Annotated in this window: 24 protein-coding genes; 8 read left to right on the plus strand and 16 right to left on the minus strand. The window is 72.4% G+C overall.

The genetic code is table 11. The features are described 5' to 3' along the window. Positions 1-53 precede the first annotated feature (53 nt). On the plus strand, positions 54-749 hold the full coding sequence (locus IE177_RS20365) for a TetR/AcrR family transcriptional regulator (protein WP_190016758.1): 696 nt from the start codon (positions 54-56) through the stop codon (positions 747-749). A 145-nt stretch (positions 750-894) separates the two neighbouring features. Next, a complete protein-coding gene (locus tag IE177_RS20370) occupies positions 895-2,037 on the plus strand; it encodes an FAD-dependent oxidoreductase (RefSeq protein WP_190016759.1) in 1,143 nt (380 codons plus the stop codon). A 20-nt stretch (positions 2,038-2,057) separates the two neighbouring features. Here the strand turns inward: IE177_RS20370 and IE177_RS20375 are convergent, their stop codons facing one another. Next, on the minus strand, positions 2,058-2,609 hold the full coding sequence (locus IE177_RS20375) for a hypothetical protein (RefSeq protein ID WP_190016760.1): 552 nt from the start codon (positions 2,607-2,609) through the stop codon (positions 2,058-2,060). 222 nt (positions 2,610-2,831) lie between these two features. After that, positions 2,832-4,061, minus strand: coding sequence for an MFS transporter (locus IE177_RS20380; RefSeq protein ID WP_190016761.1), 1,230 nt, complete (start codon positions 4,059-4,061; stop codon positions 2,832-2,834). Positions 4,062-4,161: 100 nt separating this feature from the next. Between IE177_RS20380 and IE177_RS20385 the strand changes: the two genes are divergently transcribed. After that, a complete protein-coding gene (locus IE177_RS20385) occupies positions 4,162-5,247 on the plus strand; it encodes a helix-turn-helix domain-containing protein (RefSeq protein WP_190016762.1) in 1,086 nt (361 codons plus the stop codon). Positions 5,248-5,488: 241 nt separating this feature from the next. Here the strand turns inward: IE177_RS20385 and IE177_RS20390 are convergent, their stop codons facing one another. Further along, entirely contained in the window at positions 5,489-6,796 is a 1,308-nt protein-coding gene (locus tag IE177_RS20390; RefSeq protein WP_190016874.1) for an MFS transporter, read from the minus strand. A 420-nt stretch (positions 6,797-7,216) separates the two neighbouring features. Between IE177_RS20390 and IE177_RS20395 the strand changes: the two genes are divergently transcribed. Continuing rightward, positions 7,217-8,116 carry a helix-turn-helix domain-containing protein gene (locus IE177_RS20395; RefSeq protein ID WP_190016763.1) on the plus strand — a complete coding sequence of 300 codons (900 nt, stop codon included), beginning with the start codon at positions 7,217-7,219 and terminating at the stop codon, positions 8,114-8,116. A gap of 45 nt (positions 8,117-8,161) precedes the next feature. Here the strand turns inward: IE177_RS20395 and IE177_RS20400 are convergent, their stop codons facing one another. From IE177_RS20400 to IE177_RS20415, 4 genes are all read right to left on the minus strand, one after another. Continuing rightward, positions 8,162-8,329, minus strand: a complete 168-nt coding sequence (locus IE177_RS20400) for a hypothetical protein (RefSeq protein WP_190016764.1) — start codon at positions 8,327-8,329, stop codon at positions 8,162-8,164. A 171-nt stretch (positions 8,330-8,500) separates the two neighbouring features. Further along, positions 8,501-9,031: a GNAT family N-acetyltransferase gene (locus IE177_RS20405; protein ID WP_308431581.1), complete on the minus strand. Its 531-nt coding sequence runs from the start codon at positions 9,029-9,031 to the stop codon at positions 8,501-8,503. Between the two features lie 101 nt (positions 9,032-9,132). Continuing rightward, positions 9,133-9,390: a hypothetical protein gene (locus tag IE177_RS20410; RefSeq protein ID WP_190016766.1), complete on the minus strand. Its 258-nt coding sequence runs from the start codon at positions 9,388-9,390 to the stop codon at positions 9,133-9,135. Positions 9,391-9,441: 51 nt separating this feature from the next. Then, complete coding sequence (locus tag IE177_RS20415) at positions 9,442-10,311, minus strand: hypothetical protein (protein ID WP_190016767.1); 870 nt, start codon at positions 10,309-10,311, stop codon at positions 9,442-9,444. 373 nt (positions 10,312-10,684) lie between these two features. Between IE177_RS20415 and IE177_RS20420 the strand changes: the two genes are divergently transcribed. Then, positions 10,685-11,389: a hypothetical protein gene (locus IE177_RS20420; RefSeq protein ID WP_190016768.1), complete on the plus strand. Its 705-nt coding sequence runs from the start codon at positions 10,685-10,687 to the stop codon at positions 11,387-11,389. Between the two features lie 85 nt (positions 11,390-11,474). Here IE177_RS20420 and IE177_RS20425 read toward each other — a convergent pair whose 3' ends face one another. The 4 genes from IE177_RS20425 to IE177_RS20440 all read right to left on the minus strand — a co-directional run bounded on the left by IE177_RS20425 (position 11,475) and on the right by IE177_RS20440 (position 14,693). Beyond that, positions 11,475-12,425 (minus strand): DMT family transporter, encoded by a 951-nt coding sequence (locus tag IE177_RS20425; protein WP_229816188.1) that lies wholly within the window; start codon positions 12,423-12,425, stop codon positions 11,475-11,477. A 56-nt stretch (positions 12,426-12,481) separates the two neighbouring features. Next, complete coding sequence (locus tag IE177_RS20430) at positions 12,482-13,090, minus strand: TetR/AcrR family transcriptional regulator (RefSeq protein ID WP_190016769.1); 609 nt, start codon at positions 13,088-13,090, stop codon at positions 12,482-12,484. A 222-nt stretch (positions 13,091-13,312) separates the two neighbouring features. Beyond that, complete coding sequence (locus tag IE177_RS20435) at positions 13,313-13,726, minus strand: peptidase inhibitor family I36 protein (RefSeq protein ID WP_190016770.1); 414 nt, start codon at positions 13,724-13,726, stop codon at positions 13,313-13,315. After that, entirely contained in the window at positions 13,719-14,693 is a 975-nt protein-coding gene (locus tag IE177_RS20440; protein WP_190016771.1) for a hypothetical protein, read from the minus strand. Before IE177_RS20440 ends, IE177_RS20435 begins: the two co-directional genes overlap by 8 nt. A gap of 185 nt (positions 14,694-14,878) precedes the next feature. On the opposite strand from IE177_RS20440, the gene IE177_RS20445 reads away from it, so the two are divergent. Together IE177_RS20445 and IE177_RS20450 are read left to right on the plus strand one after the other, a co-directional pair. After that, positions 14,879-17,734, plus strand: coding sequence for an nSTAND1 domain-containing NTPase (locus IE177_RS20445; protein ID WP_190016772.1), 2,856 nt, complete (start codon positions 14,879-14,881; stop codon positions 17,732-17,734). 109 nt (positions 17,735-17,843) lie between these two features. Further along, positions 17,844-18,134, plus strand: a complete 291-nt coding sequence (locus tag IE177_RS20450; protein ID WP_190016773.1) for a hypothetical protein — start codon at positions 17,844-17,846, stop codon at positions 18,132-18,134. Positions 18,135-18,266: 132 nt separating this feature from the next. Here IE177_RS20450 and IE177_RS20455 read toward each other — a convergent pair whose 3' ends face one another. Continuing rightward, positions 18,267-18,779 carry a transglycosylase SLT domain-containing protein gene (locus tag IE177_RS20455; RefSeq protein ID WP_190016774.1) on the minus strand — a complete coding sequence of 171 codons (513 nt, stop codon included), beginning with the start codon at positions 18,777-18,779 and terminating at the stop codon, positions 18,267-18,269. 502 nt (positions 18,780-19,281) lie between these two features. Here IE177_RS20455 and IE177_RS20460 point away from each other — a divergent pair. Then, positions 19,282-19,527, plus strand: coding sequence for a DUF5133 domain-containing protein (locus IE177_RS20460; protein ID WP_190016775.1), 246 nt, complete (start codon positions 19,282-19,284; stop codon positions 19,525-19,527). A 92-nt stretch (positions 19,528-19,619) separates the two neighbouring features. Here IE177_RS20460 and IE177_RS20465 read toward each other — a convergent pair whose 3' ends face one another. The 4 genes from IE177_RS20465 to IE177_RS20480 all read right to left on the minus strand — a co-directional run bounded on the left by IE177_RS20465 (position 19,620) and on the right by IE177_RS20480 (position 23,361). Then, complete coding sequence (locus IE177_RS20465; protein ID WP_190016776.1) at positions 19,620-20,033, minus strand: SRPBCC family protein; 414 nt, start codon at positions 20,031-20,033, stop codon at positions 19,620-19,622. A 159-nt stretch (positions 20,034-20,192) separates the two neighbouring features. Continuing rightward, on the minus strand, positions 20,193-21,200 hold the full coding sequence (locus IE177_RS20470; RefSeq protein WP_190016777.1) for a YihY/virulence factor BrkB family protein: 1,008 nt from the start codon (positions 21,198-21,200) through the stop codon (positions 20,193-20,195). A 189-nt stretch (positions 21,201-21,389) separates the two neighbouring features. Then, on the minus strand, positions 21,390-22,058 hold the full coding sequence (locus IE177_RS20475) for an HAD family hydrolase (protein WP_190016778.1): 669 nt from the start codon (positions 22,056-22,058) through the stop codon (positions 21,390-21,392). A 55-nt stretch (positions 22,059-22,113) separates the two neighbouring features. Next, positions 22,114-23,361, minus strand: a complete 1,248-nt coding sequence (locus IE177_RS20480; RefSeq protein ID WP_229816174.1) for an MFS transporter — start codon at positions 23,359-23,361, stop codon at positions 22,114-22,116. Between the last annotated feature and the right edge of the window lie 926 nt (positions 23,362-24,287).

Raw genomic sequence — 24,287 nt, forward strand, 5'->3', positions numbered from 1 at the left:
GTGGCCGGCTCACGCCGGCCCGCACTGCGAACGCGTTCGTTACGATCGCCGGCATGACTGCGAGAAGAGAGCCGGTGAGCCGCCGGGAGCGTCCGGCGAAGCCCGCCCTGTCCCGGCGATGGATCGTGGACACCGCCGTGCGGATCATGCGGGCGGAGGGGCTGGACAAGGTCACGATGCGCCGCCTGGCGCAGGAACTGGACACCGGCCCCGCTTCGCTGTACGTCTACGTGGCCAACACCGCCGAACTGCACGCGGCCGTCCTGGACTCCCTGCTCGGCGAGGTCGACCTGACCGGCCGGGACGGGGGTGACGACTGGCGCGGTCAGCTGCGCGCCGTCATGACGTCGTACACCGCGGTGCTGTTCGAGCATCCGCAACTCGCCCGGTCCGCACTCGTCGCCCGCCCGAGCGGCGAGAACTACCTGCGCCTGGTGGAGCGCATCCTCGATCTCCTCTCGCGTAGCGGCGCAGGTCGCGAGCAGGTCGCCTGGGGCGTGGACAAGCTGCTCCAGGATGCGACGGCCACCGCCGCCGAGCACGCGGCACACGAGCACGACCCCACCTCCGCGGACGACTGGAACGCCACCGTCCGGGCACTGCACGCCGTGGACGAAACCACGCATCCGGCGATCACCGCGCACATGCCCGCCCTCATCGGCGGCTCGGCGCGGGACCGGATGCGCTGGGGCTTCGACGTCCTCGTCAACGGCATCGTGCACACGCGCGTCCCCGGCATGGAGGACTGAGCCTCCTACGAGCCGCGGCGAACGCGGCCCGGCGGGAACTTCGACGGCGCCGACGAACTTGTTCGTGACGAACGCGTTCGCTACCTTTTCGAGTGGCGGCGTCCTCTCGGCGTTCGAACGTGTTCCCACTTCCCCGGAGCCTCACATGAGCACTCACCACTTCCCCGTCGCGATCATCGGCGGAGGTCTCGGCGGTCTCACCGCCGCGCGCGTCCTGCAGGTCAGCGGCATCGAGTCGGCGATCTTCGAGCTGGAGTCGTCCGCGGCGGCCCGGACGCAGGGCGGGATGCTCGACATCCACGAGGAGAACGGGCAGGCGGCGCTGCACGCCGCCGGCCTCCACGACGAATTCGTCGAGATCGTCCATGAGGGCGGTCAGGCCATGAGGCTGCTGGGCCCGGACGGCACAGTGCACGTCTCGGCGGAGGACGACGGCTCCGGCGACCGGCCCGAGGTGGACCGTGGCGACCTGCGGGACCTGCTCCTGAACTCCCTGCCCGACGGCACGATCCACTGGGGCCGTATGGCCACCGGCGCGCGGGCGCTGGGCGACGGGCGTCACGAGGTGTCGTTCAGCGACGGCTCGGCCATCACCACCGACCTTCTGATCGGGGCCGACGGTGCCTGGTCACGTGTCCGGCCGCTGGTCTCGGACGCCCGGCCCGCCTACACCGGCATCTCCTTCGTCGAGACGGATCTGTTCGAGGCCGACACCCGCCACCCGCGAAGCGCCGCGGTCGTCGGCGGCGGCTTCTTCATCTGCCTGGGTGACGAGCGCGGCTTCCTGGCACACCGGGAGTCCGACGGCAGCCTCCACGTCTACACGGCGCTCAAGGTCGACGAGGGCTGGCTGGACACGGTCGACTTCACTGACCACACCGCCGCCAAAGCCGCGGTCCTCGCCCGCTTCGAGGGCTGGGACGAGGGGCTGCGCGGTCTGGTGGCAGATGCGGAGACGATGGCTCCGCGCCGCATCCACGCCCTGCCGGTGGGCCACCGCTGGGACCGCGTCCCGGGTGTGACACTGCTCGGTGACGCCGCCCATCTGATGTCCCCGTTCGCGGGCGAGGGCGCCAACCTGGCCATGTTCGACGGCGCTGAACTCGCAGGGGCGATCGCCGCCCACCGCGGCGACGCCGAGGCCGCCCTGGCCGTCTATGAGGCAGCGTTGTTCCAGCGCAGCGAGGCGGCCGCCGCCGAGTCCGCCGCCAACCTGGAGACGATGTTCGGCGAGCAGGGTCTGGCGCAGATGGCCGCCTTCTTCGGAACCGGTCCCGCGGCACGGTAGGGCCGGCGCCGACTCCGGACTCACCCGAGCGGCCCTGCGCGCCGACCGGGTGACGTGCGGCGGTGGTAGGAGCGTGCGGCGATGAACAGACCGATTCCCCACACCAGGAACTGGGGGATGCCGTAGACGACGATCCAGGGGCTGAAGATGCCGTCGTCGTCGAAGTCGGTGGCCAACTGCACAGTGGCCCACGCGGTGTACAGGAGCAGGAAGGCCGAGACTACGAAGGCGGTGCCGGCCAGCGATCGGTGCGGGACTCTGCGCCGCCCGAGGAACGGCGCCCAGCCCGGAAAGACCATCCCCCACGGCCGGACCAGGCTCATCGCCAGAACACCTGCTGCCAGGGCCAGACCGCTCAGTACGAGAAGATAGGGGCCGCCGCCGACCGCGTACCATTCCCGGAAGCGGTCCTCGTGAGCCCACAGGGGTATGCCCAGCGCCCAGGTCGCGTGCAGAGGAATGAACCCGAAGGTCGCGGAGACCACCGAGGCGTAGGCGGCTTGTACGGCTCGCCGAGACGGCGGTGGGACCTCCGTGGACGAGCCGGCTGGGCGGACGGTCAGTTCGGGCACGGGTGAACTCCTGGCGGGGAACGGCTGATCGTTTTCGAGAGCCACGGTCCCAGAGCGCTGCAGCCGAGCGCATCGAGCCGGAGTCGGACGATCGGTCGGCCTCCGATGTGACCTCGGCCGCCGGTCCTCTCCGCCGAGAGGGGGAAGCCGGGCCGCGGGCGCACCACTTCGGGCCTGACGTCCCATGAGTGCGAGCGAGGCAGTCGTCAGCCACCGCTTCGTTCACGGACCGGTGACCGTGCCACGTGGGTGATCGTCGCCGTCCCCCTCGGTGGCGACGAGGGAGGTGGACAGGAGCGTCGCGGCGGCCAGGCTGCCCCAGAGGGCGGCCGGGCCATGGGGTGCGAGGGCGGTGATGACCGCCGGGGAGACGGCGAGGCCGAAGCCCGAGGAGAGTTCGAAGCGGGCGAGTGCCCGCCCCAGGGCACGGGCGGGAGCGAGGTGCGTGACGAGCGCGGTGGCGCTCCCGGCATAGATGATCTCGCCGACGGTGCAGACCACGGACACCGTGGCGACGGCCGGGGCGCCCCAGCCGTCGCCCAGTGCCGTGACCGCCAGGAAGCCGAGGTAGGAGGCCGTGAGTACCACGCCGGCGACAGCCAGCGCCGTCTGGCGGGAGAAGCGGGACATCAGGACGGTGACCGGCACCTGGAGGATGACCACCAGCACCGTGTTGGCCACGAAGACGGCCGCCGACCACACCGGCGAAGCGTGCAGCTGTGTCACGAGGATGAGCGGGAGGGCGATCTCGGGGACGTTGAGACAGAAGACGTAGACCACGTTGGCGGCGAGCAGCGCGCGCAGCCGGGGGGCGGGCACGTCGCCGGTCTCCTTGCCCGAGCCGGTGGCCGCCGGCGCGTGCAGTCGGACCGACCAGGCCAGGACCGCCGCGGCAAGATAGGCGAGCCCGGTGACCGCCGCCAGCACCCGCAGTGCGGCGGTGCCACCCTCCAGAGTCACGGTGGCGATGAGCGCGCCCACGCCGAGTGCGGCGTTGCGCAGGGCGCGGCTCGCCGCGAGCGCGGTGTCGCGCTCCCGGCCGTGGACGACCGTGGTCACCAGAGCGGCGTGGGCGGCCGGCCAGGCCTGGTTGCCGATGCCGAGGAAGAGCGCCGCCACAGCGAACGGCCAGACATGCTCCGCCGGGGTGGCCAGCAGCAGCGCCACGCCGAGCACCCGTACCAGCATCGACGCCGCCACGACCGTGCTGCGTGCACCCCGGTCCAGCCATCGGCCCACCGCGGGCATGCACGCAAGGCCCGCGACCACGCCGGCCGTCATGGCGGTGCCGGTGACCGGCGCGGGCAGTCTCAGCACCGTCACCCCGTACAGGAGCAGGAACGGGCGCAGCAGTCCGGTGCCGAGCGCGTCCACGGCCAGGGCGACGGCGTAGCGAGGGCCTCCGGACGCACGGACGAGTACGCGGGGCCGGATCTCGGTGGTGGTTGCCATGGCGTCAGACACTGCGGACAACCGGGCCGCGGGACACGTCGGTTGACGGGAACCGTCAACCGTCGGCGGTGATCGCCCTGGCGGCCGGGATGATGGCGGGATGACGTTGAGGATCCACATCAGCGGTCTGCCGGCCGAACGGGTGCGGTTCGCCGCCTCCCCGCTGGCCGAGCTGACCGCGATGCTGCACGTGCTGGCCGAACCCGGGCATCATCCGCAACTGGCCGACTGGGCCGGGGACGTCTGGGCCGGGCTGGCGCCGGAGCTGGCCGAACGGCTCAGGGAGGCGGAGTTCCTCTGGCGTTCCTCGCAAGCGGACTTCCTGATCCCCGGCAGGCCCCGGCCGACGCTCGCCGAGGAGCTGGACGACGTGGACCGGATCGACGACGAGAAGTACGTGACCGCTGCGCTCGTCACCACGTGCGGCAGCAACCGGGTTCACTTCGCCGGGGTGTCTCCGCTCACCGACGCGACCGCGCGCGAGCGTGCCCTGGACGTGGCCCAGGCCCGGGGCGCACTGCAAGAGGCCTTCGCGGAACGGCTGCTCGCGGACCCCGCCGCGGTGCGGGCGCGGGTGCGTGACACCCTGGAGCAGTGCGCCACGGCGTTCTTCGACTCCGCCTGGACGGGCGTCGCCGTCCGGCTCGCCACCGACCTGCGGCTGAAGAACCACCTGCTCAAGCGCCAGGGCGTCGGTGCGGCGCTCGCCTCGGTGTCCGGCGCGGTCACCCTGGCACCGGACGGCGACTGGATCGTCGTGGACAAGCTGCAGGACAAGGCGACGGCCGCCCGCGGCGGCGGAGTCACCTTCATCCCCAGTGTCTTCGGCCGCCCGCACCTGGTGGCGGTCCACGCGCCCGGGTGGCAACCGGTCGTGCAGTATCCCGTCATCGAGCCGAATCCGTCGAAGCCGGTGCCGTTGGAGACGATGACGCTGCGGCTGGAAGCGCTCGCCCATCCGATACGGCTGCGGCTGCTGCGCACCCTGGCCCGCGGTCCGCACACCACCGGCGAGCTGGCCCACGCCTGGGAGCTGTCGCCCCCGGAGGTCTCCCGCCATCTGGCCGTCCTGCGCCGCGCCGGCCTGCTCACCGCCCGGCGGCAGGGCCGCTACGTCCGCCACACCCTCAACCTGTCCGACCTGACGGCACTGGGCACCGACCTGCTGGCGGCCGTCCTAAGGTGAACGGCCCGGACGCACGGACCATGCGCGTAGGGCGGTCCGCCGACGGAGTCGGCCCGTGTGACGCGCGCACGGTGGCCGGCACGCCTACCCGCGCGGGGTCTCTGACGCGCCGGCCGCTTCGGAGCCTTCGCGGCGAACACGCTCGGCCCCGTGATCGGAAACGGACACGGCGGCAACCGGACCCGCGTCATCGACAGCGTCCGAGGACCGCGCTGACCAGAGGGGGTGACGCCCTGGCCGTTCAGCCTCGGGGCAGCAGGAGGCGGGACAGGGCGGCGGTGGCGAGGAGGAGGGCGGCGACGGCGAGCAGGCCGATGCGCATGCCCGGGAGGGAGAAGCCCGCGCCGGTGTCGGAGAGCAGGCCGCCGAAGAGGGCGACGGCGAGCGCGCCTCCGGTCTGGCGGAACGAGTTGAGCAGTCCCGACGCCGTCCCCGCACGCTCGCCCGGGACGGCGTCCATCAGCAGCGCCGTCAGCGCGGGCACCGCGAGCGCTCCGCCCACGCTCAGCGGCAGCAGCAGGACGAGCACCAGCCACGCCGGGGTGTGCGCGGCCAGCGGCAGCATGGCCAGCATCGCCGCCACGAACACCAGCTGGCCGGCGACGATGACCGGCCGCCGCCCGATCCGCTCCGCCAGCCGCGGCGACACCAGGTTGGTCGCCGTCACCACGGCGGACATCGGCACGAACATCAGTCCGGCCGTGATCCCCGACATCCCGCGCAGCTGCTGGTAGTACAGCCCGAGGACGAAGATGCCGCCGTAGAAGGCCGCGTTGACGGCGAAGCCGACCGCCAGCGGGACGGCCACCCGGCGGTCCGTCAGCATGTGCAGCGGGACCATGGGCTGGCGGTGCCGGGCCTCCACCACGCGGAAGGCGCACGCGGAGGCGACGGCGAGCGCGGCGGCGGCGAGCACGGGGCCGCTGGTCCAGCCCAGGTGACCGCCCTCGATCACCGCGAAGGCCAGCCCGGCCAGGGCCAGTACGGCGGTGAGCTGGCCCGCGCCGTCCACCGCGGCGGGCCGGCGTGCGGAGCGCGACACCCTGACCAGCAGGACCAGGATCGCCGCACCCACCGGGATGTTGAGCAGGAACACCGCCCGCCAGCCGGCCGTTTCGGTGAGCAGCCCGCCCAGTACCGGTCCCGCGGCCATCGCCACCGAACCACCGACCGTCCACAGCGCGATGGCCCGGGCACGCGCCCGTGCGTCCTCGTAGGCCTGCCGGATCAAGGCCAGCGAGGCCGGCATCACGACCGCCGCGGCGGCGCCCTGGGCCACGCGCGCGCCGACCAGCACGCCGATGCCGGGCGCCAGCGCGCAGCCGAGGGATGCGAGGGTGAACAGGGCCACGCCCCAGGCGTAGGCGCGGCGGGCACCCGCACGGTCGGCGAGGGCTCCGGCGGACAGCATGAGGGCCGCGAACATCAGGGTGTACGCGTCCACCACCCACTGCAGGGCGGTCATCCGGCCGCTGAGGGACTTCCCTATCGCGGGCAGGGCGATGTTGACGGCCGACACGTCGATCGTGATCACCGTGAAGCCGAGCAGCGATGCGACCAGCGCGACACCGCCGCGCCGTGGCACGGTGAAGGCGTCGCCGGGTGGCGCGGCCGGCAGCGGCCGGTGTGGCCGTCGTCGCCACGGCGCGGGCGCCGAGGACCGTTCACCGTGCCCGTGGGCGGGCGCGTTGGACGCCGACGTGGGAAGGACTGGAGTGGACCGCACGGGGAACTCCTCTGTAGAACTGCGGAACTGACGGCGGATCGGGTAAGCGGCGGGCGGCGCCGGTCTGCCGGGACGCGGACCTGTGCCTCGCACTCCCTGGGCCCGGCGGCCGGGCCGCCCGCTGCGGAAACAACTCTGCGCCGCCGCGTGGCCGCGTGGCAGACCGGGCCGTTCCCGGGGTGCGGCGTTCCAGGCCCTGACAGGACCCCCCACGTTCCCGGTACACCTGCCACAATGGGCCGAATGGCACCAGCAGACGCACGGGGCACCGAGCTCGGTAGATATCTGAAGGCCCGCAGGGCACAGGTCCGCCCGCAGGACGTCGGCCTCCCAGCGGGCGCGGGACTGCGCCGTACCCCCGGGCTGCGCAGGGAAGAACTGGCCGCGCTGGCCGGAGTGAGCGTCGACTACTACATCCGCCTGGAGCGCGGCCGGGAGACCAACCCCTCCCCCGCCGTCGTGGACGCGCTCGGCCGCGCGCTGCGGCTGCGCGGCGACGCATACGAACGTCTGCACGAGCTGGTGGAGCTGGCCTCCGGCCGGATCGGTGAACTGCCCGCCTCCGCGGATCACACCGTCCGCGACTCGGTGCTGCGGATGCTGGAGTCGGTGCGTCCGCTGCCCGCCTACGTGGTGAGCCGCCACAACCGCGTACTCGCCGCGAACCCGCCCGGCAGGCGCCTGCTGCCCGGACTCTGGGACTGGCCGCAGGAACAGCGCAACCTGACCCGCTACCTCTTCCTCCACCCCGTCGGCCGCACGCTCTATCACCCGTGGGAGGAAACGGTCGCGCTCTCCGTGGCGCACCTGCGGGCGGTCGCCGGAGGCGACCCGGACGACCCCGAACTGACCGCGCTGGTCGGCGAACTGACGTTGAAGTCGCCGGAGTTCACGCGGCTTTGGGAGCGGTACGACGTGTGCGAACGCGGCGGCGGCCAGAAGTCCTTCCGGCACCCGAGAGTCGGACCCATGACCCTGACATACGAGGTCATGCGTCTGGCCCGCACGGGCGGCCAGCGCATGGTGGTCTACCAAGCGGCCCCGGGCACCCCGGACGAGAAGGCCATGCTCCGCCTGGACCTGGCGGACGTCCGACCGGAGCCGGCGGCCTCGGATCTCGTGGAGCTGCGCGAGGGGGCTTGAGCGGGGCCGGTGACGGTTCGGCACCGGCCCCGCTCAGGACGCGGGTCAGCGTCTGCGGGCCCAGCCGGCTCCTATTCCGGCCACGTGCAGGGCCAGGGCAGTCAGCCCCAGCAGCATCACGTTCGTCGAGGAAAAGACATCGTTGGTGCTGAGATCCGCCGCGTTGATCAGGAACGAAACGAAGAACAGCACTGCCGCGACCATGCCAAGCATGAAACGAGCTCCTCTCACAGGGGGTGAAGCCCGTATGCCCGGCCGGGGGCCGAGCAGACGTGCAAACGGCGGCCGGAGCTGTGGGAGCCACGACGACCTTCCCCCTTCACCCTCCGCACGGTTGCCGCAGGCCCTGCCGAGGAGGCGCGCACCACGCCGACGAGGGAGCGGTCAGGCGTCCCTCCGGAGGAAGGAATACGTGAACACGTCCCGGAGTTCGCCTCCCACCGGCTGCCGGCTCCTCAGGAGCCCCTCGCGCTGGAACCCGACCCGCTCAGCTGTCTTCAAGGACGCCGTGTTCCAGGGTTCCACGTGCAGTTCGAGGCGCGGGATCCCCAGCTCGTCGACGGCCCATCGGACCACCGCGGCCAGTCCGGCCTCGGCCACCCTGCGCCCGCAGGCCGACTTGACGACCCAGTAGCCCAGTGACGCACGTCCTTCACCGACGTTCCTCAGCCACAGACCGACGGTGCCCACCGGCGTGCCGTCCTCAGCCACGATCACGAAGGGGTAGCCGGCTCCCGTGGCAGCGCGTCCCCACTGACGCTCGATGAAGGCGACGCCCTCCGCTCTGGAGTACCGCGCCGGCACCGTCGTGATCAACGGAATGTAGTCGTCCTGGGAGGCTTCGCGAACGAGTTCCAGATCGGCAAGACACCACGGCCGGAGGGTGAGACCTTCGTCCGTGGTGAGCTCGGGCACCTTCAGCGATTCCATAGCCGTATGCTGCCGCTCCCCCGAGTCGCACGCACCTGAGTATCGGATCGGCTCGCGGACCGTGGTCATTCGGCCGCAGCGAGCGTTCAGTCCCCCTCCGCGGGCCGGTGGGCCGCCTCGTCCGGTCCGGAGGTCTCCTCCGTGTGTTCCCGCTCGTCCCCGGGCCTGTCGGCGAGTTCGCGCATGCGGCGGTGGACCGCCTCGCGCAGGCTCTCTGCGCGAGGCCCGGTCGGTGCCGGAGCGCCGGGCGCGGCGGCGCCGGCTGTGAGCTGGTCGTCGATCACTTCCCGCGGCTCGTCCGCGTGGTCCGCGTGGTCCTCGCCGTGCTTGCCGTCTCCGGTCATGGTGTGCCCTCCGTCCCGGTCGGGCCGATGCTGGGGCTGCTGACCATTGTCCTACTCGCCGCCCTCCCAGGTGCCCTCGACGACGGGCCGGGACAGCAGTTCCTCGATCCGGTCGCTCCACCGGTCGGCCCGCGCGGCGGTGGACTCCTTCACCGCCGCGGTCAGGGTGCGGGCGGCGGCGAAGCGGTCCGACTGCGGACCGCTGGCGGCGATGCGCGCGGTGGTCCCGGTGCGGGAGTCGACGGCGGAGCGCAGGCTGCCGGCGCGGGCGGCCAGGAGTCCCAGGTCGCGGAACTCGGGCTCTTGCGTGTCGAACCAGACCTGCTGCCACCAGTGGTCGCCGACCGGGTCGTGCCAGCTGATGTACCCGCCGGGAAGGATCTTGCGGGGGCCGTCCACGGCTCCGGTGAAGCTGTAGCGCACGCCCGGGGCGGCGACCGGGTCGTAGAAGTGCGGGGTGAAGAAGTCCGACATCAGCAGACCGTTGATGGTGTAGCCGTTCTCCGGGGCCTCCGACGGGTCGGCGACCTCGACGAGGAATTCCACGACGCCCTGCTCGGGCTTTGGGGACTTGCCTGCGACGAGCCGGTTGCCGCTAGGGTCGCCGAGCATTTCGAGCATCTCGTGGCTGGCGGTCAGGGACCAGCTGTCGCTGTATTCGATCAGGGAGAAGGGCTGCCCGTTCTTGTCGAGGTGGACGCCGGCGGCGCCGGCCTGCTGGATGTCGTCCTTGACGATCATCGGCCAGTAGCCGGGTGGAACATCGTGGAGGGTGTCGAAGGCATCGACGGTGGCGTGGATGTTCCAGATGGGCGCGAAGTCCCGCAAGGCCTGCTTCTGGAGGGCGGCTGCCACCCGGGTGAGCTGGGACGGGGTGATCCGGCTGGTCTGGGACACCAGGGCGAGGCTGATGACGAGCATGCTGTGGTTCCTGTTCTGCTGGACTGATGACAGGCGACAGCGGTGACCACGCGGCCGGCGGGGTGAAGCGAGGCAGCTTCGGCCCTTTGGTCCCACGCGGCATCCGGCGGCCCCCTGCCGAACCCCAGCATGCCTCACAGTCATGCGTTGATTACTCTGAGCAACGCACGATCGCCCGCATGGAGCAGGAATACGGACGTGACCGTCCGCCGCCGGGCGTCTGCGCCGAGCGACTCCCCGGCACGGGCGTGCGACACCGGTGGGCGGCGATCGGAGTCCGGTCCGGGGGCAGGCACGAGTGTTGACAGGGACTTCGGGCCGCCAATGGCCAGTCATGCAAGGGGAGTTGACGGGCCCGGCAAGTGGAGCTCCAATGAGAGCGCGCCGCGTGCGCCGGGCCGACGGGGGCGGGGACTCGATGAGCGAGCTGCACATCTACTGGCTGCTGTGCGCCGTACTGGCGGTCTGTGCGGTGCTGTCACCGGTGCTGCGCCCTCACGGCCGGGTCAGACCCGCCCTCCTCGTGGGCTTCGCCGCGCTGGCCTCGCTCTCCATGCCCCGGCTCATCGGCTCGGGGCGGGGCTGGGCCGTCGCCGGATGGGTGTCTCTCGGCTGGTGGCTGCTGCGCGTGGTCGTGCCCCTGATCGGCAACCCTCTGGCCGACCGGCTCGTCGCCCCGGTGATGGCACGGCACCTGACGCCTGAACAGGTGCGCGAGCAGGCGTTGGCCTCGCTCCCGACAGCGGAGCGGGTGCTGCTGGGGGTCTGGCCCAACCGGATGATCATGATGATGTGCCTCACCCCGACCCGGCGCCACCACAAGCGGCCGGTGATGCTGCGCTCCGGCTGCCAGCTCTGCTTCGTCGAGTGGGTGCTGCGCACCGCGCTGGACGAGGCGACCGCGACGGAGACGATCCACGCCTACCGCAAGGACCTGACGGCAGGCGTGAACCGCCTCCTGGTCCTGGACCGCGAGAGCGTCACCGCCCCCTGGAGCGCCTCGGTCGAGCCCGTGAGCGGAGTCCAGGCGGCACCCAGGGCCGACTGCCCCGCGCACCTGCCCGAGTCGGTCGCCTGACGCGGCCACCTCCCGGCACGGGCACCGCGGACGGCGGCAGCGTCCGCGGGCCGCCCGCCGAACGTCGCGACGCGCGCTTGCGGGCTCAAGGGGTCCCGGCGTGCTCCACCGGTGCGGCGGCATCCGTCCGAGCGTCCGCGTTCGCCACCGTGGTCGTTGCCCTGGGCCTCGCCGTGGCGCGGGTCGGCACGGTGAGCACGGCGAGGCAGCCGACGACCAGGGCGAGGCCGACCCACCCCAGCAGTGGCAGGCGTTCGCCGACGACGAGTACGGCCAGCACGGCGGCCACGGCCGGTTCCAGAAGGGAGAGGGTGGTCGCGGTGCTCGCCGGGACGTGCGCCAGACCCCAGCCGAACAGGAGGTACCCGGTGAACATGGGCACCAGGGCCATGTAGGTGCCGACGGCCGCGTTGGACCAGGAGGCGAGGAGCGGGGCGCCGGTGACCAGCAAGGGCGGCATCAGCAGCAGCCCGCCGGTCCCGAAGACGGCGCCCATGGCCGCGCCGGAGGTGACACCCCGGTTGATCAGGCGGTGGGCCGCCCAGGAGTACAGGGCGTAGGTGAGCCCGGCGACCAGGCCGAGCCCCACGCCGAGCACAGTCCCACCCGTGGTGCGGGCGCCGGAGGCGGAGTGCGCGCCGGCGGCCTCGGCCGTGCACAGCAGGACCGTCCCGGACAGGCCCGCGGCGGCACCGGTCGACCAGCGGCGCGTCAGACGGCGCCCGTCGACGACGCGCTCGATCAGGGCCGAGGCCGGCGGGGCCGAGCCGATGGAAACCACGGTGCCCGCGGCGACGCCGGCCAGGTGCATGGAGGAGTAGAACGCCAGGGGATAGGCCCCCACCGACAGCGCTCCGAGCAGCACCACCCCCTTGTGCACGCGCAGCCGAGGAGCCTCGCGGCGGATCCGGGGGGCGGCGACGATCGCCTGGAGCAGTCCCCCCAGGCCCATCGCGACAGCCCCGATCGCAAGCGGCCCCACTGCCGGCGCGAAGGTCGCGGCAGTGCCGGTGGTGCCCCACAGCACGGACGCCATCAGCACGCACGCCGCTCCGGCCCTCATGGAACCGGCCACGTGCCCGGCGGGCCGCGTCACAGCCGGTCCAGGAGATCGGCCGCCATCGACCGGGCGTGCTCCAGCCGTGTACCAGCGCCCTCCAGGCCCGCGCGTGCCACCGCGCCTTCCAGCAGGAACGACAGGTGCTCCGCCACCGCGCGCGCCTGCCCGGGCCGCCCGGGCAGAAGCTCGTCGAGATGCCCGGCGAGCAGATCCTCGACCTCCTCCTTGTGCCGGCGCACCACGGCCCGGCCCGCGTGACCGGCGGGCAGTTCGGCGGCTGCGTTGAGCAGGCCGCAGCCCCGGAAGCCGTTCTCGTAGGCGAACGCCGCGTGATCGGCATACGCGTCGAAGACGGCCAGCACGCCGCCACGACCGCCCTCGGCCTCCTCCAGCCGCCGACGGTACAGGCTCAGCCACTCCGCGTGCCGCGCATCGAGGTAGGCCATCACCAGGTCGGCCTTGGAGGAGAAGTTGTTGTACAGGCTCATCTTCGCCACGTTCGCCTCGGCGGTGATCGTGTCGATCCCCGTCGCCCCCACGCCGTCCGCGTAGAAGCGGCGCGCCGCGGCGGCGAGCAGCCTTTCGCGCGCGGCCCCCCGTCGCCTGCCGGGGCGCCCTGCCGCCGTTGCGGTCTCACCCATCGCACGCCCTCCCTCTTTTCTAGGTAGGTCAGTCTACCTAGATGAAATGCGAAGACGCCATGCCGGTGACCGCCTCGCCTTGCTTCCTGGCGGATACGGCGGAGTCGGGGGCCGGCCACGCCGAGCTTCGAGATCACGTCTCCTGCGGCGCCCACCCCACGTGCGGTGCGGAGTCGGGCCTCCCGGGCAGGACGCCCGGGAGGCAGGACGGCCGGTGGCCGGTCAGTAGCCGCAGCCGGTGACCCACTTGTGGGAGGAGATGCGGTCGTTCCACTCCCACGGGATGTTGCCGCGGCCCCCGTTGGGAGCGCAGGTCGAGGCGCCACCGTAGTTGATGTCCTCGTACACGCGGACGTCTCCCAGCGAGCCCGCGTAGCCGTTGTTCCACCAGGACGAGGCGCGGTCGTTCATGTCGAAGCCGCCACCCGAGCCGCACGTACGCCAGTCGGCGTCGTTGTAGGCCCACCCGCAGCGGTGGCCGCCCTGGTTGGTGTCCTCCCACACCCAGTAGTTTCCGTCGGCGGCCAGGGCGGAGGTGCCGGCGGTCGCGGCGCTCGCCGTGGCCACGGTGGCGGGAACGGACAGGAGCGGCAGGACGAACGCGCCGGCCAGCAGCATGGTGCGGAACTTACGCATGAGACCCTCCTGAGGGCTCGGTCTTACCCGGTGATGCCGATGGAGAAGGTGGTACGAGGCGCCGCGCCATCGGCAGCGCGGCGTTCTGGAACCTCCACCTCTCGGCGAGCTCCTCCCGGTACTGCTCGCGGAGTCGTTCGCCGTAGGAGTGGTCCAGAGCGTGGGAGACCCGCGCCAGCGGCGTGCTGGTCGCGCAGGTCGCTTCGACGACGGCGAGCGCGGTCCCGGCCGCGTCCGCCTCGGGCGCCGGCAGGCTCTCGCCGAAACGGGCCGCCGCCTGCCGGGACTCGTCGGGGCTCGTGTACGGCCGGCCCGCCTTCCGCATGCACGCGGCCCACCGGCCCACCGCGTCCGTGTACCGCCGGTCCCGGTGCACGCGCGTCTCGCGGACGGGACGCAGGTTCATGGTGACGACCTTGACGCGGAACCAGCCCTCGAGATCGCCGTACAGGGTGCGTTCGGCATCAGCGATGCAGCCCTCGTCGGAAGCGGTGATCGTCACGCCGGTGGGCGCCTTGACCGAGAGCCCCACAGGTGACGCCCCCGTCAGCGCGGTGCGGGCGGCCACCCGCGCGGACGGCGACAGCCTGTGGAAGTAGCGCTGGTTGGGGTCGACTTCGAGGGCCCTCGCCCTGGAGCGCTCCTCCCGGCCGCCGTATCCATGGGCGCGGGCCCACGCGACGTCGTCGACCGCGTACGGGAAGGAACGGGCGCCGTCGCCGGAGGCGCCGACGACGTCCGTGACCTCGTACCGGAAGCCCCGCGCGTCCATGCACCGGCTGATCAGGACCTGCTCCGCCCGTGCCAGCGTCCGGGACTCCGCCGGGCTCGGCTCGCGGGACGAAGCCGCCGGATGCCGGCCGGAGGGCCGTCCGTCCGGGGCCGCTCCGCATCCGCTCAGCAGCACGGCCGCGGCCAGGCCGATGGCCGCGATGCCGGTGGTGGTCGTTGCACGGTGAGACTTCATCGGCGCGAACGCTCCGCTCCCTCTCGCAGTCGTGGTGCTTGCGAACCCAGGTCTAGCGGTTGTCCGTTGTTAGCCGTCGGGCTGGTTGCAGTGAACAAACAATTGCTGAACAATCAACACGAAGGTGGAAAACCGTCCGTACGGGGAGCCTGAGCGGGCGAGGCCCGGGCGGGAACAGGGGGGACATGGCCCGCAAGGAGCGTCCGCTGGAAGGGGACGACGGACCGCTGCTGCGGTTCGCGGCGGCCCTGCGCCGCTTACGTCACGAGGCCGGATCCCCGCCTTACCGGGATCTGGCGCACCGCGCCCACTACTCGGTGGCCACCCTCTCCGGCGCCGCCTCCGGGCGGCGGCTGCCCAGCCTGGACGTCACCCTGTCGTACGTGCGGGCCTGCGGCGGTGACCCGCAGGAGTGGGAGCGGCGATGGCATGCCGTCGCCCTCGAACTGCGCGCCCTGCCCTCCGCCGGCGCCTCGCGGGCGCAGGCCGGGGACCCGCGTGAGGAGCCCTGCCCGAAGTCGCCGGCCGGCCCGCTCCGGGGGCCCTACGTGGGACTGGCGGCCTTCCGGACCGAGGACGCCGACCTGTTCTTCGGCCGCGAGCGTCTCGTCGAGGACATCCTCACCACGCTGTCCCGGAATCGGGCCGTGGCCCTCGTCGGTGCTTCGGGGGCCGGTAAGTCCTCCCTCCTGCGCGCCGGACTGCTGCCGCGCCTGAACCGCGACGAACCACGCCGCCCGGTGCGGTTACTCACCCCCGGACCGCGTCCGGGGGAACGTCTCAAGAACGCGCTCGCCGCACGGCCGGAATCCGGATCGGCGGAACTGGTCCTCGTCGTGGACCAGTTCGAGGAGGTGTTCACGGTCTGCACCGACTCCGACGAACGGGCCCGCTTCATCGCCGCCCTCGTCGAAGAAGCGGAGCGGCCCGGCTCCGGATGCCGGGTCGTCCTCGGCGTGCGCGCCGACTTCTACGCCCACTGCACCCGTCACGTCCCTCTCGTCGCCATCCTGCGCGACGCACAGGTCGTCGTCGGGCCGATGAGTGCCGCCGAACTGCGGCGCGCCGTCGTCGAACCCGCCCGGCGCAGCGGGCTGACGGTGGAGGGCGCCCTCCAGGCCACCCTGGTCGCCCACGCACACGGGCAGGTCGGGATCCTTCCCCTGCTGTCCCACGCGCTGCTGGAGACCTGGCGCAGGAGACGTGGCGCAGCCCTGACCCTGGACGGCTTCCACGCGGCCGGCGGCTTCGAGGGAGCACTCGCCCAGTCCGCGGAACGGCTCCACTCCTCACTCACCGACCACCAACAGCGGCTGGCCCAGCAGATGTTCGTGCATCTCGTCGCTCTCGGCGAGGGCACCGAGGACACCAAGCGGCCGGTCTCCCGCACGGAGTTCGGCCAGGACGCCGACACCGCGACCGTGCTGGCGAAGGCGACGGCGCTGCGCCTGCTCACCCTCGACGACGGACGGGTCGAGCTCACTCACGAGGCGCTCATCCGGGCCTGGCCCCGGCTGCGGGGCTGGCTGACCGACGACCGCGAGCGGCTGCGGACCCACCGCCAGCTCAGCGACGCCGCCCGTGCCTGGGAAAGCCTCGGAAGGGACCCCGGCGCCCTCTACCGCGGCGCCCGGCTCGCTTCCGCCCGCGACCTCGTCACCAGCCGCCGCGTCGTCCTGGCACCGGTGGAGTCGGCCTTCGTCGACGCCGGCACGGCAGCCGAGGCCGCCGCCAGGAACTCCGCCCGGCGGCGCGCCCGGCGCCTGCGACATCTCGTGGCGCTGCTGGCCGTGCTGGTCGTGGTGGCGGCCATCGCCACCGTCGACGCCCGGCGGGCCGAGGACGAAGTCACCCGGCAGCGCAACGACGCGGTCGCCCAGAACCTCGCCGACACAGCGACGGAACTCGTCAACACCGATCCCGGGCTGGCGGTCCAGATGGGCCTGACGGCCTATCGGCTGGCGCGGACCGCCAAGACGCGCGACGCTCTGCTGAGCACCCTGATGACAAGCGTCCGGGCGCACGGCAAAGAGGTCCTCGCCGTCGCCTACCGCCCCGACGGCCGTCAGATGGCGACCGCGAGCGGCGACCACACCGCTCGGCTGTGGCGGGTGCACGGCACCGGCCGCCCCGTCGCGACGGCCACCCTCCGCGGTCACGGGGACGACGTCCGGGCCGTGGTCTACCGCCCTGACGGCCGCATGCTGGCCTCCGGGTCCGCCGACGGCAGCGTGCGGGTGTGGGACACGGCGATCCCCTCCCGCCCCTCCTTGCTCGTCTCGTTCACCGCCGGGCGGGAAGGAGGCCTGCGGTCCCTCGCATACAGCCCCGACGGCCGTGGACTCGCCACCGCCGGCGGCGACGGCAGCGTGAGACTCTGGGACGTCGCCCGCCCCTCCGCTCCGGTGCTCCTCACGCGGGTGACGGGACACCGGGACACCGTCCGCTCGGTGGCGTTCAGCCCGAACGGCCGCACACTCGCCAGCGTCGGTGAGGACGGCGCCCTGAGGCTGACCGACATCACGCACCCACGCCGGCCCGAGCCGCTGGCCACCCTGGACGCCCATGACACCGGGGCCTTCTCCGTCACGTTCAGCCCGGACGGCCGTACGCTCGCCACGGCCGGCGGCGGGCGCACACCGGTACGGCTGTGGAACGTCACCGACCCCGGGCACCCCACCCTGCTCGTCGGTCTCTCCGGCCACACCGATGTCGTCGGCTCGGTGGTGTTCAGCCCCGACGGGCGCACTCTCGCCAGTGCGAGCGATGACCGCACGGTGCGGGTCTGGGGCGTGGGCCGACCTGCGCACCCGACCGCGCTGACCACGCTGACCGGGCACATCACGGCGGTCGGCTCGGTCGCCTTCAGTCCCGACGGCACTGTGCTGGCCTCCGGTGGGTTCGACGGCACCCTCCGGCTGGCCGGCACGAATCCGGCCCGCGTCATCGACGACGCCTGCGCGCACGCCGGTCCCCGCGTCACCCGGGCCCAGTGGTCGGCCCGCCTGCCGTACGTGGCGTACGCGCCCCCGTGCGGCTGACCGGCGGACGGGGCGTCGGCGCCTGGCCGGTTTCGGATGGCGCGAGTTGTGCTGCGAAGCCGGTTCGGCGGGTAGCCGGTGACGTGACCGGCGAAAGGAGACAGGGCACATGGCCACCGAGCCGAACTCAGCCAGGATCACGGGCAAGGTCCAGGGCAGACACATCATCCTGGAAGGGCCGTTGTCGAAGGACGAGATCCGGGACACGGTGTGGTGGTGGCAGATCCCCGACCCCCGGACGTCCAAGGAGCGGGAAGACCGCGGGCACGCGTACGACCGCTCGAGCCGGGACGTGATCGCCACCCTGGGCGGGTACTACGAGGTACCCGGGGACTCGCGCGGGCCCGAGGCCGTCGAGTTGGTGGAGATGCTGCACTCGGAGCTCGGTCCGGGGCGGTGAGACGGCCGGGAGGGAACGCTCGCGGGATCCGTGCCGCGAACGTGAGACGCGCCGCGCCGGCAAGGGCCGGCTGCGGGGCGCGCGTCGTCATCACACCGCTGCGCCGAGGCAGCGGGTCGTCCGGATGGTGGCTCAGTAGGCGGAGTTGACGTTGTCGATGGAGCCGTAGCGGTGCGCGGCGTAGTTGGCGGCCGCGGTGATGTTCGCCACCGGGGCGGTGACGCTCTTGGCGGTCCCGTCGACGTGGTAGGCGTTGAAGGTGGGGTCGATCACCTGCAGCAGGCCCTTGGACGGCGTCCCCTTCTGCGCGTTGACGTCCCAGTTGTTCTGGGCGTTGGGGTTGCCGCCGGACTCGCGCATGATGTTGCGGCGCAGGCCTTCGTAGCTGCCGGGGATGCCCTTCTTCTTCATGATCGTCAGCGACTGCTTGATCCAGCCGTCGAGGTTGCCCGCGCTGCCGGCGGCACCCGAGTCGCCACCACGCGAGGGGGCCGCGACGCTGTGCGCACTCTGCGGCGCCTCGGCGGCGTGCGCCGGAGCCGGCACCAGCGTGAGGGCGGCGGCCGCGGCGCCGGTCGTGGCGAGGCCGGTCAGAGCGAGGGCGCGAAGGCGGGCGAGGCGGCGGGGGGTGGTGATGGCGGTCATGAGTAAGGGACTCTCCTGTGGGACGTCTTCGGGGCGCCGGCCGGATTGTCCGGTCGCGGCCTTCAGGGCGTCGGGGCGAGCCCTGCTGTTGCGCGGCACAGCAGGCGCGTCGGGCGATCAACGCCCGGCCGGCCGGCGGCTTGTGGCAACGACCAACATGGTTAGCGACCCGCCGGACGCCACGCAAGGATGTGACGTACTACCCGAGATAGAAGGAAAGCCTCAAATCGGTCATTCTGTCGCTTATGTGCCTGCTTGAGGCGGTGCGGCCCTACGATCGCCGTTAGGACGTGACATGGGTCCTATGGGGCTCGTCACCTCTCACACCGGAGCCCTCGTCTGCGGAGCGTCGCAGGAACGGTGCATACGGTGACCCGGCCGGGGCACACGATGCCCCGGGGCACGTGTCTGCTCCGTTGAACTGGTGCCCCCTACGGGCGGGCGCTCGGCCGTTGTCGCGGGCCCCGCATGAGCGGGCCGCTCCACGAGAGAGGTTGTCGCCATGTTGCTGCCGGCGGAGAAGGAACTGCGCGCGGTACTGGCCCGTTTCGCCGAGGCCCGCTTCCGTCACGACCTGCAGCCCACCGGCCACTCGAGCCGGGAACTGGAGGACACCTCCGCCCGGCTGTGCGCCATGACGGGAACCGGGTCGGTGAACGAGGCCCTCGCCGCCGCCGACGCACTCCTGGATCAGATGCGTGCGGACCGCCGCGCGGCCGCACGCGCGGCCCGGGTCCTGGCCGCCTGAGGTGACCGGGCTTCCCCGGGACCTGCCGCCCGCGGCTCCGCGCCCTCCCGCCGTACGGTGGGGTGCGGGGTCGGCGCCGGGCGGTCGCGCGGTCAGGCCTCAGCGCCTTCGACCGACTGCTTGATACCGCTCAGGGCCTCCTGAAGGCCGTGGTCGACCTGCTCGCCCTCCGTGTGCTCGGTGTGCAGCTCGACCGTCAGGCGGCAGGCGCCGGCTTCCCCCGTGTCGTCGACATGCAGCCTGCCGCGATAGTCGTGCGCCCCGGGCGCGCCCCATTCCAGGCCCTTGCCGTCCTCCACGACGCGCAGCCAGGCCTCGCTGGTCACGTCCTGCTCCGGAGCGTCAGGAGGATCGATGTGCGCGGTGACGGTCACCTGGTCGCCGCCGTGCGGGCGCGCCGAGGTCAGCCGTGGCATGTAGCGGGGAAGGTGCCGCACGTCGGAGAGATAGGCGAAGAGCCGGTCGGAGGGCACGTTCACGGTGATGCTTTCGCTGTAGTCACCCATGCACCACCAAGTAACCGGAAGTGGTGGGTAGCGAAACGGGAAACGCTTTCCGGTCGCCCGGTTCACGCAACCGCTGCCTTCCGTCGGCCGCGGGCCTGCCGATGCGGACGAGGCCTTCCAGGAGCGGAGGTGGTGAGGTCGCCGATGCCGTGGCAGGCGTCAGGGCGGTCCCTTGTGACCGACGGCCGGCGGCGGGGGCTTGCCGAAGCGGACGGAGATCTTCTCGAAGCCCTTGAAGGACTCGGCGGTCGCGTACGAGCGGTAGGCCCGCAGGTCGCCCGTGGCGAGGTGGACGCGATCGGTGAACGGCGTGAGCAGGCTGCGCGGCCACAGCCGCAGGCAGCGCACAGCGATGATCTCCGCCGTGGCGAGGTACACCAGCGCCGCGAGGTAGACCCAGGCGAGCAGGCCGAGCACGATGCCGAACATCCCGTAGGTCGCCGTGGCGCCTCGCAGCACGTGTCCTACGTAGTAGGAGCCGCCCCACTGCAGTACCTGCCAGGCGCAGGCGGCTCCCAGCACGGGGCCGTACATCGAGCGGAACGGAAGTGGGCGCCGGGTCATGAGCCGGTAGCTCAGCAGCAGGAGCGCGGCGTTGACCGCGAGTCCCGCGACGCCGAGGGCGACCCGTACGCCGACTGCCAGGCTCTCGCCGAAGACGTCCGCAGCGGATTCCGCGGCGGACAACGCCGTGGTCATACCGAGGCCGGCCGCGAGCAGGAGCAGGAAGACCAGGCCCCTGGCCCGTGAGCGCAGGGGGTCGGGGCGTGCGTGCCGCGGCACGGCGAAGATCTTGTTCAGTGCGTGCTGGACGGCCTGGGCGACCCCGAGGGCGCCGTAGACGCTGCCGATCACGCCCACTGTGACGGCGACGCCGCTGCCGTGGAACGAGTGGATGTTCTGTCCGAGCTGGTCGCCGATCACGGGGAACTCGCCCAACGCGGAGTGGAGCACCGAGTGCTGCAGTTGCGCATTGCCGTGCAGGGCACCGCTCAGGATGGCCACCAGGAAGAGCAGCAGCGGGAACAGGGAGACGAAGCCGTAGTACGTCAGCAGCGCGGCCAGATAGGTGGCCTGGTCGTCGAAGAACTTGTACACCACCGCGAGCGGCATGCCCGCCCACCGGTGCCGTCGCTGATATCGGTCCACCCGGGCCAGCACGTCCATGTGCCCTCCCACACCTTCGGGCGGGTCACCGCGCCTCGGCGGGACGCCGCGCAGTTCCCTGTGCCCTCGCTCACGTGATCCCACACCGACCCGTGCGACCGGTCTCGTGGATCTCCCGCTCGCCCACGGCTTCGGGGCGCGCCGGCCGCCCAGGAGCGGACCGGTCCCCTCGCCCGCCGGTGGACGAACTCAGAAGGTGGGAGACGGTTGCGCCCCGGTGATGAGGACGGGCAGTTCGCGCATGTCGTGGAAGACGGTGACGCCGGGGCCCCGCAGCCGATCGGCCGGGGTCAGTCCGCCTGCGTAGCCGAAGGCGCGCATGCCGGCCGCGCGGGCGGCCTGGACTCCGGGCCGGCTGTCCTCGACCACCACGCAGGCCGCCGGATCGGCTCCCATCTGCCGGGCGGCGTGCAGGAACAGGTCCGGGGCGGGCTTGCCGCGGGCGACTTCGGTGGCGCTGTAGATGCGTCCTGCGAAGCGGTCGTACAGGCCGGTGCGGCCGAGGGTGTGCCGCATCTTCTCGTGGGAGCCGCTGGAGGCCACGCAGGTCGCCCAAGTGATGGCGTCGAGTGCCTCCGGCAGGCCCGCGACCGGGGCCAGGTCGGTGTCCACGGCCTCACGGTGGAGCCGCTCGAACCGCTCCGACCAGACAGCTGCGATCTCCTCGCCGAGCCGGGCGGCGACCTGTTCGCGGATGGCGGCATGCGAGCGGCCGATGAACCGGTCGACCACCTCACCCTCGGTGAGTGGCCATCCCAGCTCCGCGCCGAGGGTGACCTGGACACGGGCGGCGATGCGTTCGCTGTCGACCAGCACGCCGTCGCAGTCGAATATGACGAGCTCGATCGGTTTGATCACTCCGGCAGCATAGGGGCTCACGCCGCGTTCCGTGCCGGCGCACGGGCTTCGGCCGCTACACCTGCTCCACCTCACGGTGATCACTCGCCGCCTTCGACCGATCGTCTCGCGTGAAGCGGTTGATGCGGTGTACCTCCGGGACGCAGAGGTTGAGGACGGCCGCCGCGGCGATCATCGCGGCGCATGCCAGCAGCACTCCCCGGCTGTTCCACGAGTGGGTCGCGAGGGCGGTGACGAGATAGCCGAGGGGGATCGCGAGGCGTTCCCCGACACCGTTGAACGCGCTCATGCAGCCCTGTTCCGCCTTGGGCACGTGGAGTTGGAAGGCGGTGGTCCAGGCGACGATCGCGACGTCGAGTCCGATCCCCGCCAGAACGGCGGTCATCAGGACGAGCGGCAGCGGCATGCTGCGGGCCATGGCTGCCAGCGGGAGCGCGAGAGCACCGCTCGCGGCGACCGCGACCGTGAGCAGCCGGTACGGCTTCCAGCGCAGGCATACGAGGGTTCCGGCGAGCAGGCCGGAGGAGAAGGCCGCCTGGACCAGTCCCCAGTCGCGCGCCCCGGCGTAGTGCCGCGCGGCCACAACGGGACCGAGCAGCTGGAAGCCCGCCAGCCATGCCGCGACGAGGATTGTGCCGGCGGCCGTGTAGGTCCACAGCCAGGTACGGGACCAGAAGCCCGTCCAGCCTGCCCGCAGATCGGCCAGGACACCGCCGCTCGTGGCGGGCGAAGCCTCCAGATGCAGACCGAGGAGCAGGACGGCCGCGACGGCGAACGTGGACGCGTCCCAGGCCAGCGCCCACGCGGCGCCACTCGCGGCGACGACGAGTCCGCCGACGACCGGGCCCAGTACCTTGACCGCGTTGCTCGGAAGCCTGAGCAACGCGTTGGCCCGCTGAAGGTGTTCCTCGGGAACCATCTGCGCGACGGCACCCTGCGTGGCCGGAACGATGAACGACGCCGCCGTTCCCGAGACGAGGCCGCACACCGCGATCGACACCGTCGTCGCGTGTCCCGTGGCCACGGTGACCGCCAGCGCGCCCTGTGCGGCCGCCGCCAGCATGTTCCCGAGGAAGAGGATCCGGCTCCGCGACAGGCGGTCCGCGAGGACGCCGCCCATGAGCAGGAACACGATCGTGGGGACGGTGTTCGTGGCCAGGACGAGGCCGAGGGAACCGGCTCCGCCGCCCTGCTCGATGACGGAGTAGGCCAGCGCGAGCGGGGCCATCGCGGATCCCGTCGCCGAGATGAGGTTGGCCGAGACGAACCGCCGGAAGGCCGCGGTCCGTAACGGCGCGGGCATCTTTGTGCTTTTCGATGACTCGGCGGCGGTCTTCATGATCTCCCTCGAACTCGGCGCAGCGAGCACTCTAGGCCCTGTCGTCGAACTCCCGGCGTCCGCCCGGAGGGCGGGCCTCGCGGCGTCATGTGCGTGCTCTCGACGTGCCGGGTCCTGGCCCTCGTACCGGATGTACTTGGGCTTGGTCCCGGTACGGCGAGAGTGCGTGCATGGCGCCGCGGGGCAGGCGGGAGTTCGACGACAGGGCCCAGTGCAGTGCTGCGCCGCGCGGCGCTGCCCGGAGTGGCCATGGCAGCCGTCCGTCTCGGGCCACCGCGATGCACCGGTCCGCGCGCCTGGACGGTGTGCCGCCGCCGCGAGGACCCGCGCTTCAGTCTGCGCGCCTGGACGGTGTGCGCGGGCACCGGCCGCCGGCCGGGACCTCTCCGGCGCCGTCCGACGGCAACCCCGCCTTCCCTCGCGTCCCCCGTTGCGGTGACGAGCCGTGTGGTGCCGCATACGGCCGGCCGCGGTGCAGCACAGTGGGCCAGTGCCTCCTCGCCCCATGATCCTGCTCTTCCTTGCGCTGCTGGGCGTCACCGGCTGCACCGACGTGACGCCCGGCTCCCCGACTGCCGACGGCCGCCCCCCGGGCGTGCGGGGTCCACTCGCGCCGGATGGGCCGCTGCCGACGGCTTCGGCGCCGACGGCACCGCCCTCGGCGCACTCCGCGCTCGTACGAACCGGGCCCGACCGGCCGGAGCGCACGGCGAAGGCCGGACACACACACCGGCGCCGGACTCCGGCCACGGCACGGCAGCCCCAGGCAGCAGGCCCCCGGCCGCGTCCGGCCCCGCCGTCGCGCCCCGGCCCCCAGCGGCGGGCACACCCGCACAAGGACTCGCACCCCGGGACACGGCATCGTGCCGTACCCGCGCTCCCCGTCCGAC

This window comes from Streptomyces lucensis JCM 4490 (assembly GCF_014650035.1).
Lineage (GTDB): Bacteria > Actinomycetota > Actinomycetes > Streptomycetales > Streptomycetaceae > Streptomyces > Streptomyces lucensis.

Excerpts from the sequence above, each read along its gene's own strand:
- IE177_RS20365 (WP_190016758.1), top strand. The coding sequence starts at position 54 with ATGACTGCGAGAAGAGAGCCGGTGAGCCGCCGGGAGCGTCCGGCGAAG.
- IE177_RS20370 (WP_190016759.1), top strand. The coding sequence starts at position 895 with ATGAGCACTCACCACTTCCCCGTCGCGATCATCGGCGGAGGTCTCGGC.
- IE177_RS20380 (WP_190016761.1), bottom strand. The coding sequence starts at position 4,061 with ATGGCAACCACCACCGAGATCCGGCCCCGCGTACTCGTCCGTGCGTCC.
- IE177_RS20385 (WP_190016762.1), top strand. The coding sequence starts at position 4,162 with ATGACGTTGAGGATCCACATCAGCGGTCTGCCGGCCGAACGGGTGCGG.
- IE177_RS20395 (WP_190016763.1), top strand. The coding sequence starts at position 7,217 with ATGGCACCAGCAGACGCACGGGGCACCGAGCTCGGTAGATATCTGAAG.
- IE177_RS20400 (WP_190016764.1), bottom strand. The coding sequence starts at position 8,329 with ATGCTTGGCATGGTCGCGGCAGTGCTGTTCTTCGTTTCGTTCCTGATC.
- IE177_RS20410 (WP_190016766.1), bottom strand. The coding sequence starts at position 9,390 with ATGACCGGAGACGGCAAGCACGGCGAGGACCACGCGGACCACGCGGAC.
- IE177_RS20415 (WP_190016767.1), bottom strand. The coding sequence starts at position 10,311 with ATGCTCGTCATCAGCCTCGCCCTGGTGTCCCAGACCAGCCGGATCACC.
- IE177_RS20420 (WP_190016768.1), top strand. The coding sequence starts at position 10,685 with ATGAGAGCGCGCCGCGTGCGCCGGGCCGACGGGGGCGGGGACTCGATG.
- IE177_RS20425 (WP_229816188.1), bottom strand. The coding sequence starts at position 12,425 with ATGGCGTCCGTGCTGTGGGGCACCACCGGCACTGCCGCGACCTTCGCG.
- IE177_RS20430 (WP_190016769.1), bottom strand. The coding sequence starts at position 13,090 with ATGGGTGAGACCGCAACGGCGGCAGGGCGCCCCGGCAGGCGACGGGGG.
- IE177_RS20435 (WP_190016770.1), bottom strand. The coding sequence starts at position 13,726 with ATGCGTAAGTTCCGCACCATGCTGCTGGCCGGCGCGTTCGTCCTGCCG.
- IE177_RS20440 (WP_190016771.1), bottom strand. The coding sequence starts at position 14,693 with ATGAAGTCTCACCGTGCAACGACCACCACCGGCATCGCGGCCATCGGC.
- IE177_RS20445 (WP_190016772.1), top strand. The coding sequence starts at position 14,879 with ATGGCCCGCAAGGAGCGTCCGCTGGAAGGGGACGACGGACCGCTGCTG.
- IE177_RS20450 (WP_190016773.1), top strand. The coding sequence starts at position 17,844 with ATGGCCACCGAGCCGAACTCAGCCAGGATCACGGGCAAGGTCCAGGGC.
- IE177_RS20455 (WP_190016774.1), bottom strand. The coding sequence starts at position 18,779 with ATGACCGCCATCACCACCCCCCGCCGCCTCGCCCGCCTTCGCGCCCTC.
- IE177_RS20460 (WP_190016775.1), top strand. The coding sequence starts at position 19,282 with ATGTTGCTGCCGGCGGAGAAGGAACTGCGCGCGGTACTGGCCCGTTTC.
- IE177_RS20465 (WP_190016776.1), bottom strand. The coding sequence starts at position 20,033 with ATGGGTGACTACAGCGAAAGCATCACCGTGAACGTGCCCTCCGACCGG.
- IE177_RS20470 (WP_190016777.1), bottom strand. The coding sequence starts at position 21,200 with ATGGACGTGCTGGCCCGGGTGGACCGATATCAGCGACGGCACCGGTGG.
- IE177_RS20480 (WP_229816174.1), bottom strand. The coding sequence starts at position 23,361 with ATGCCCGCGCCGTTACGGACCGCGGCCTTCCGGCGGTTCGTCTCGGCC.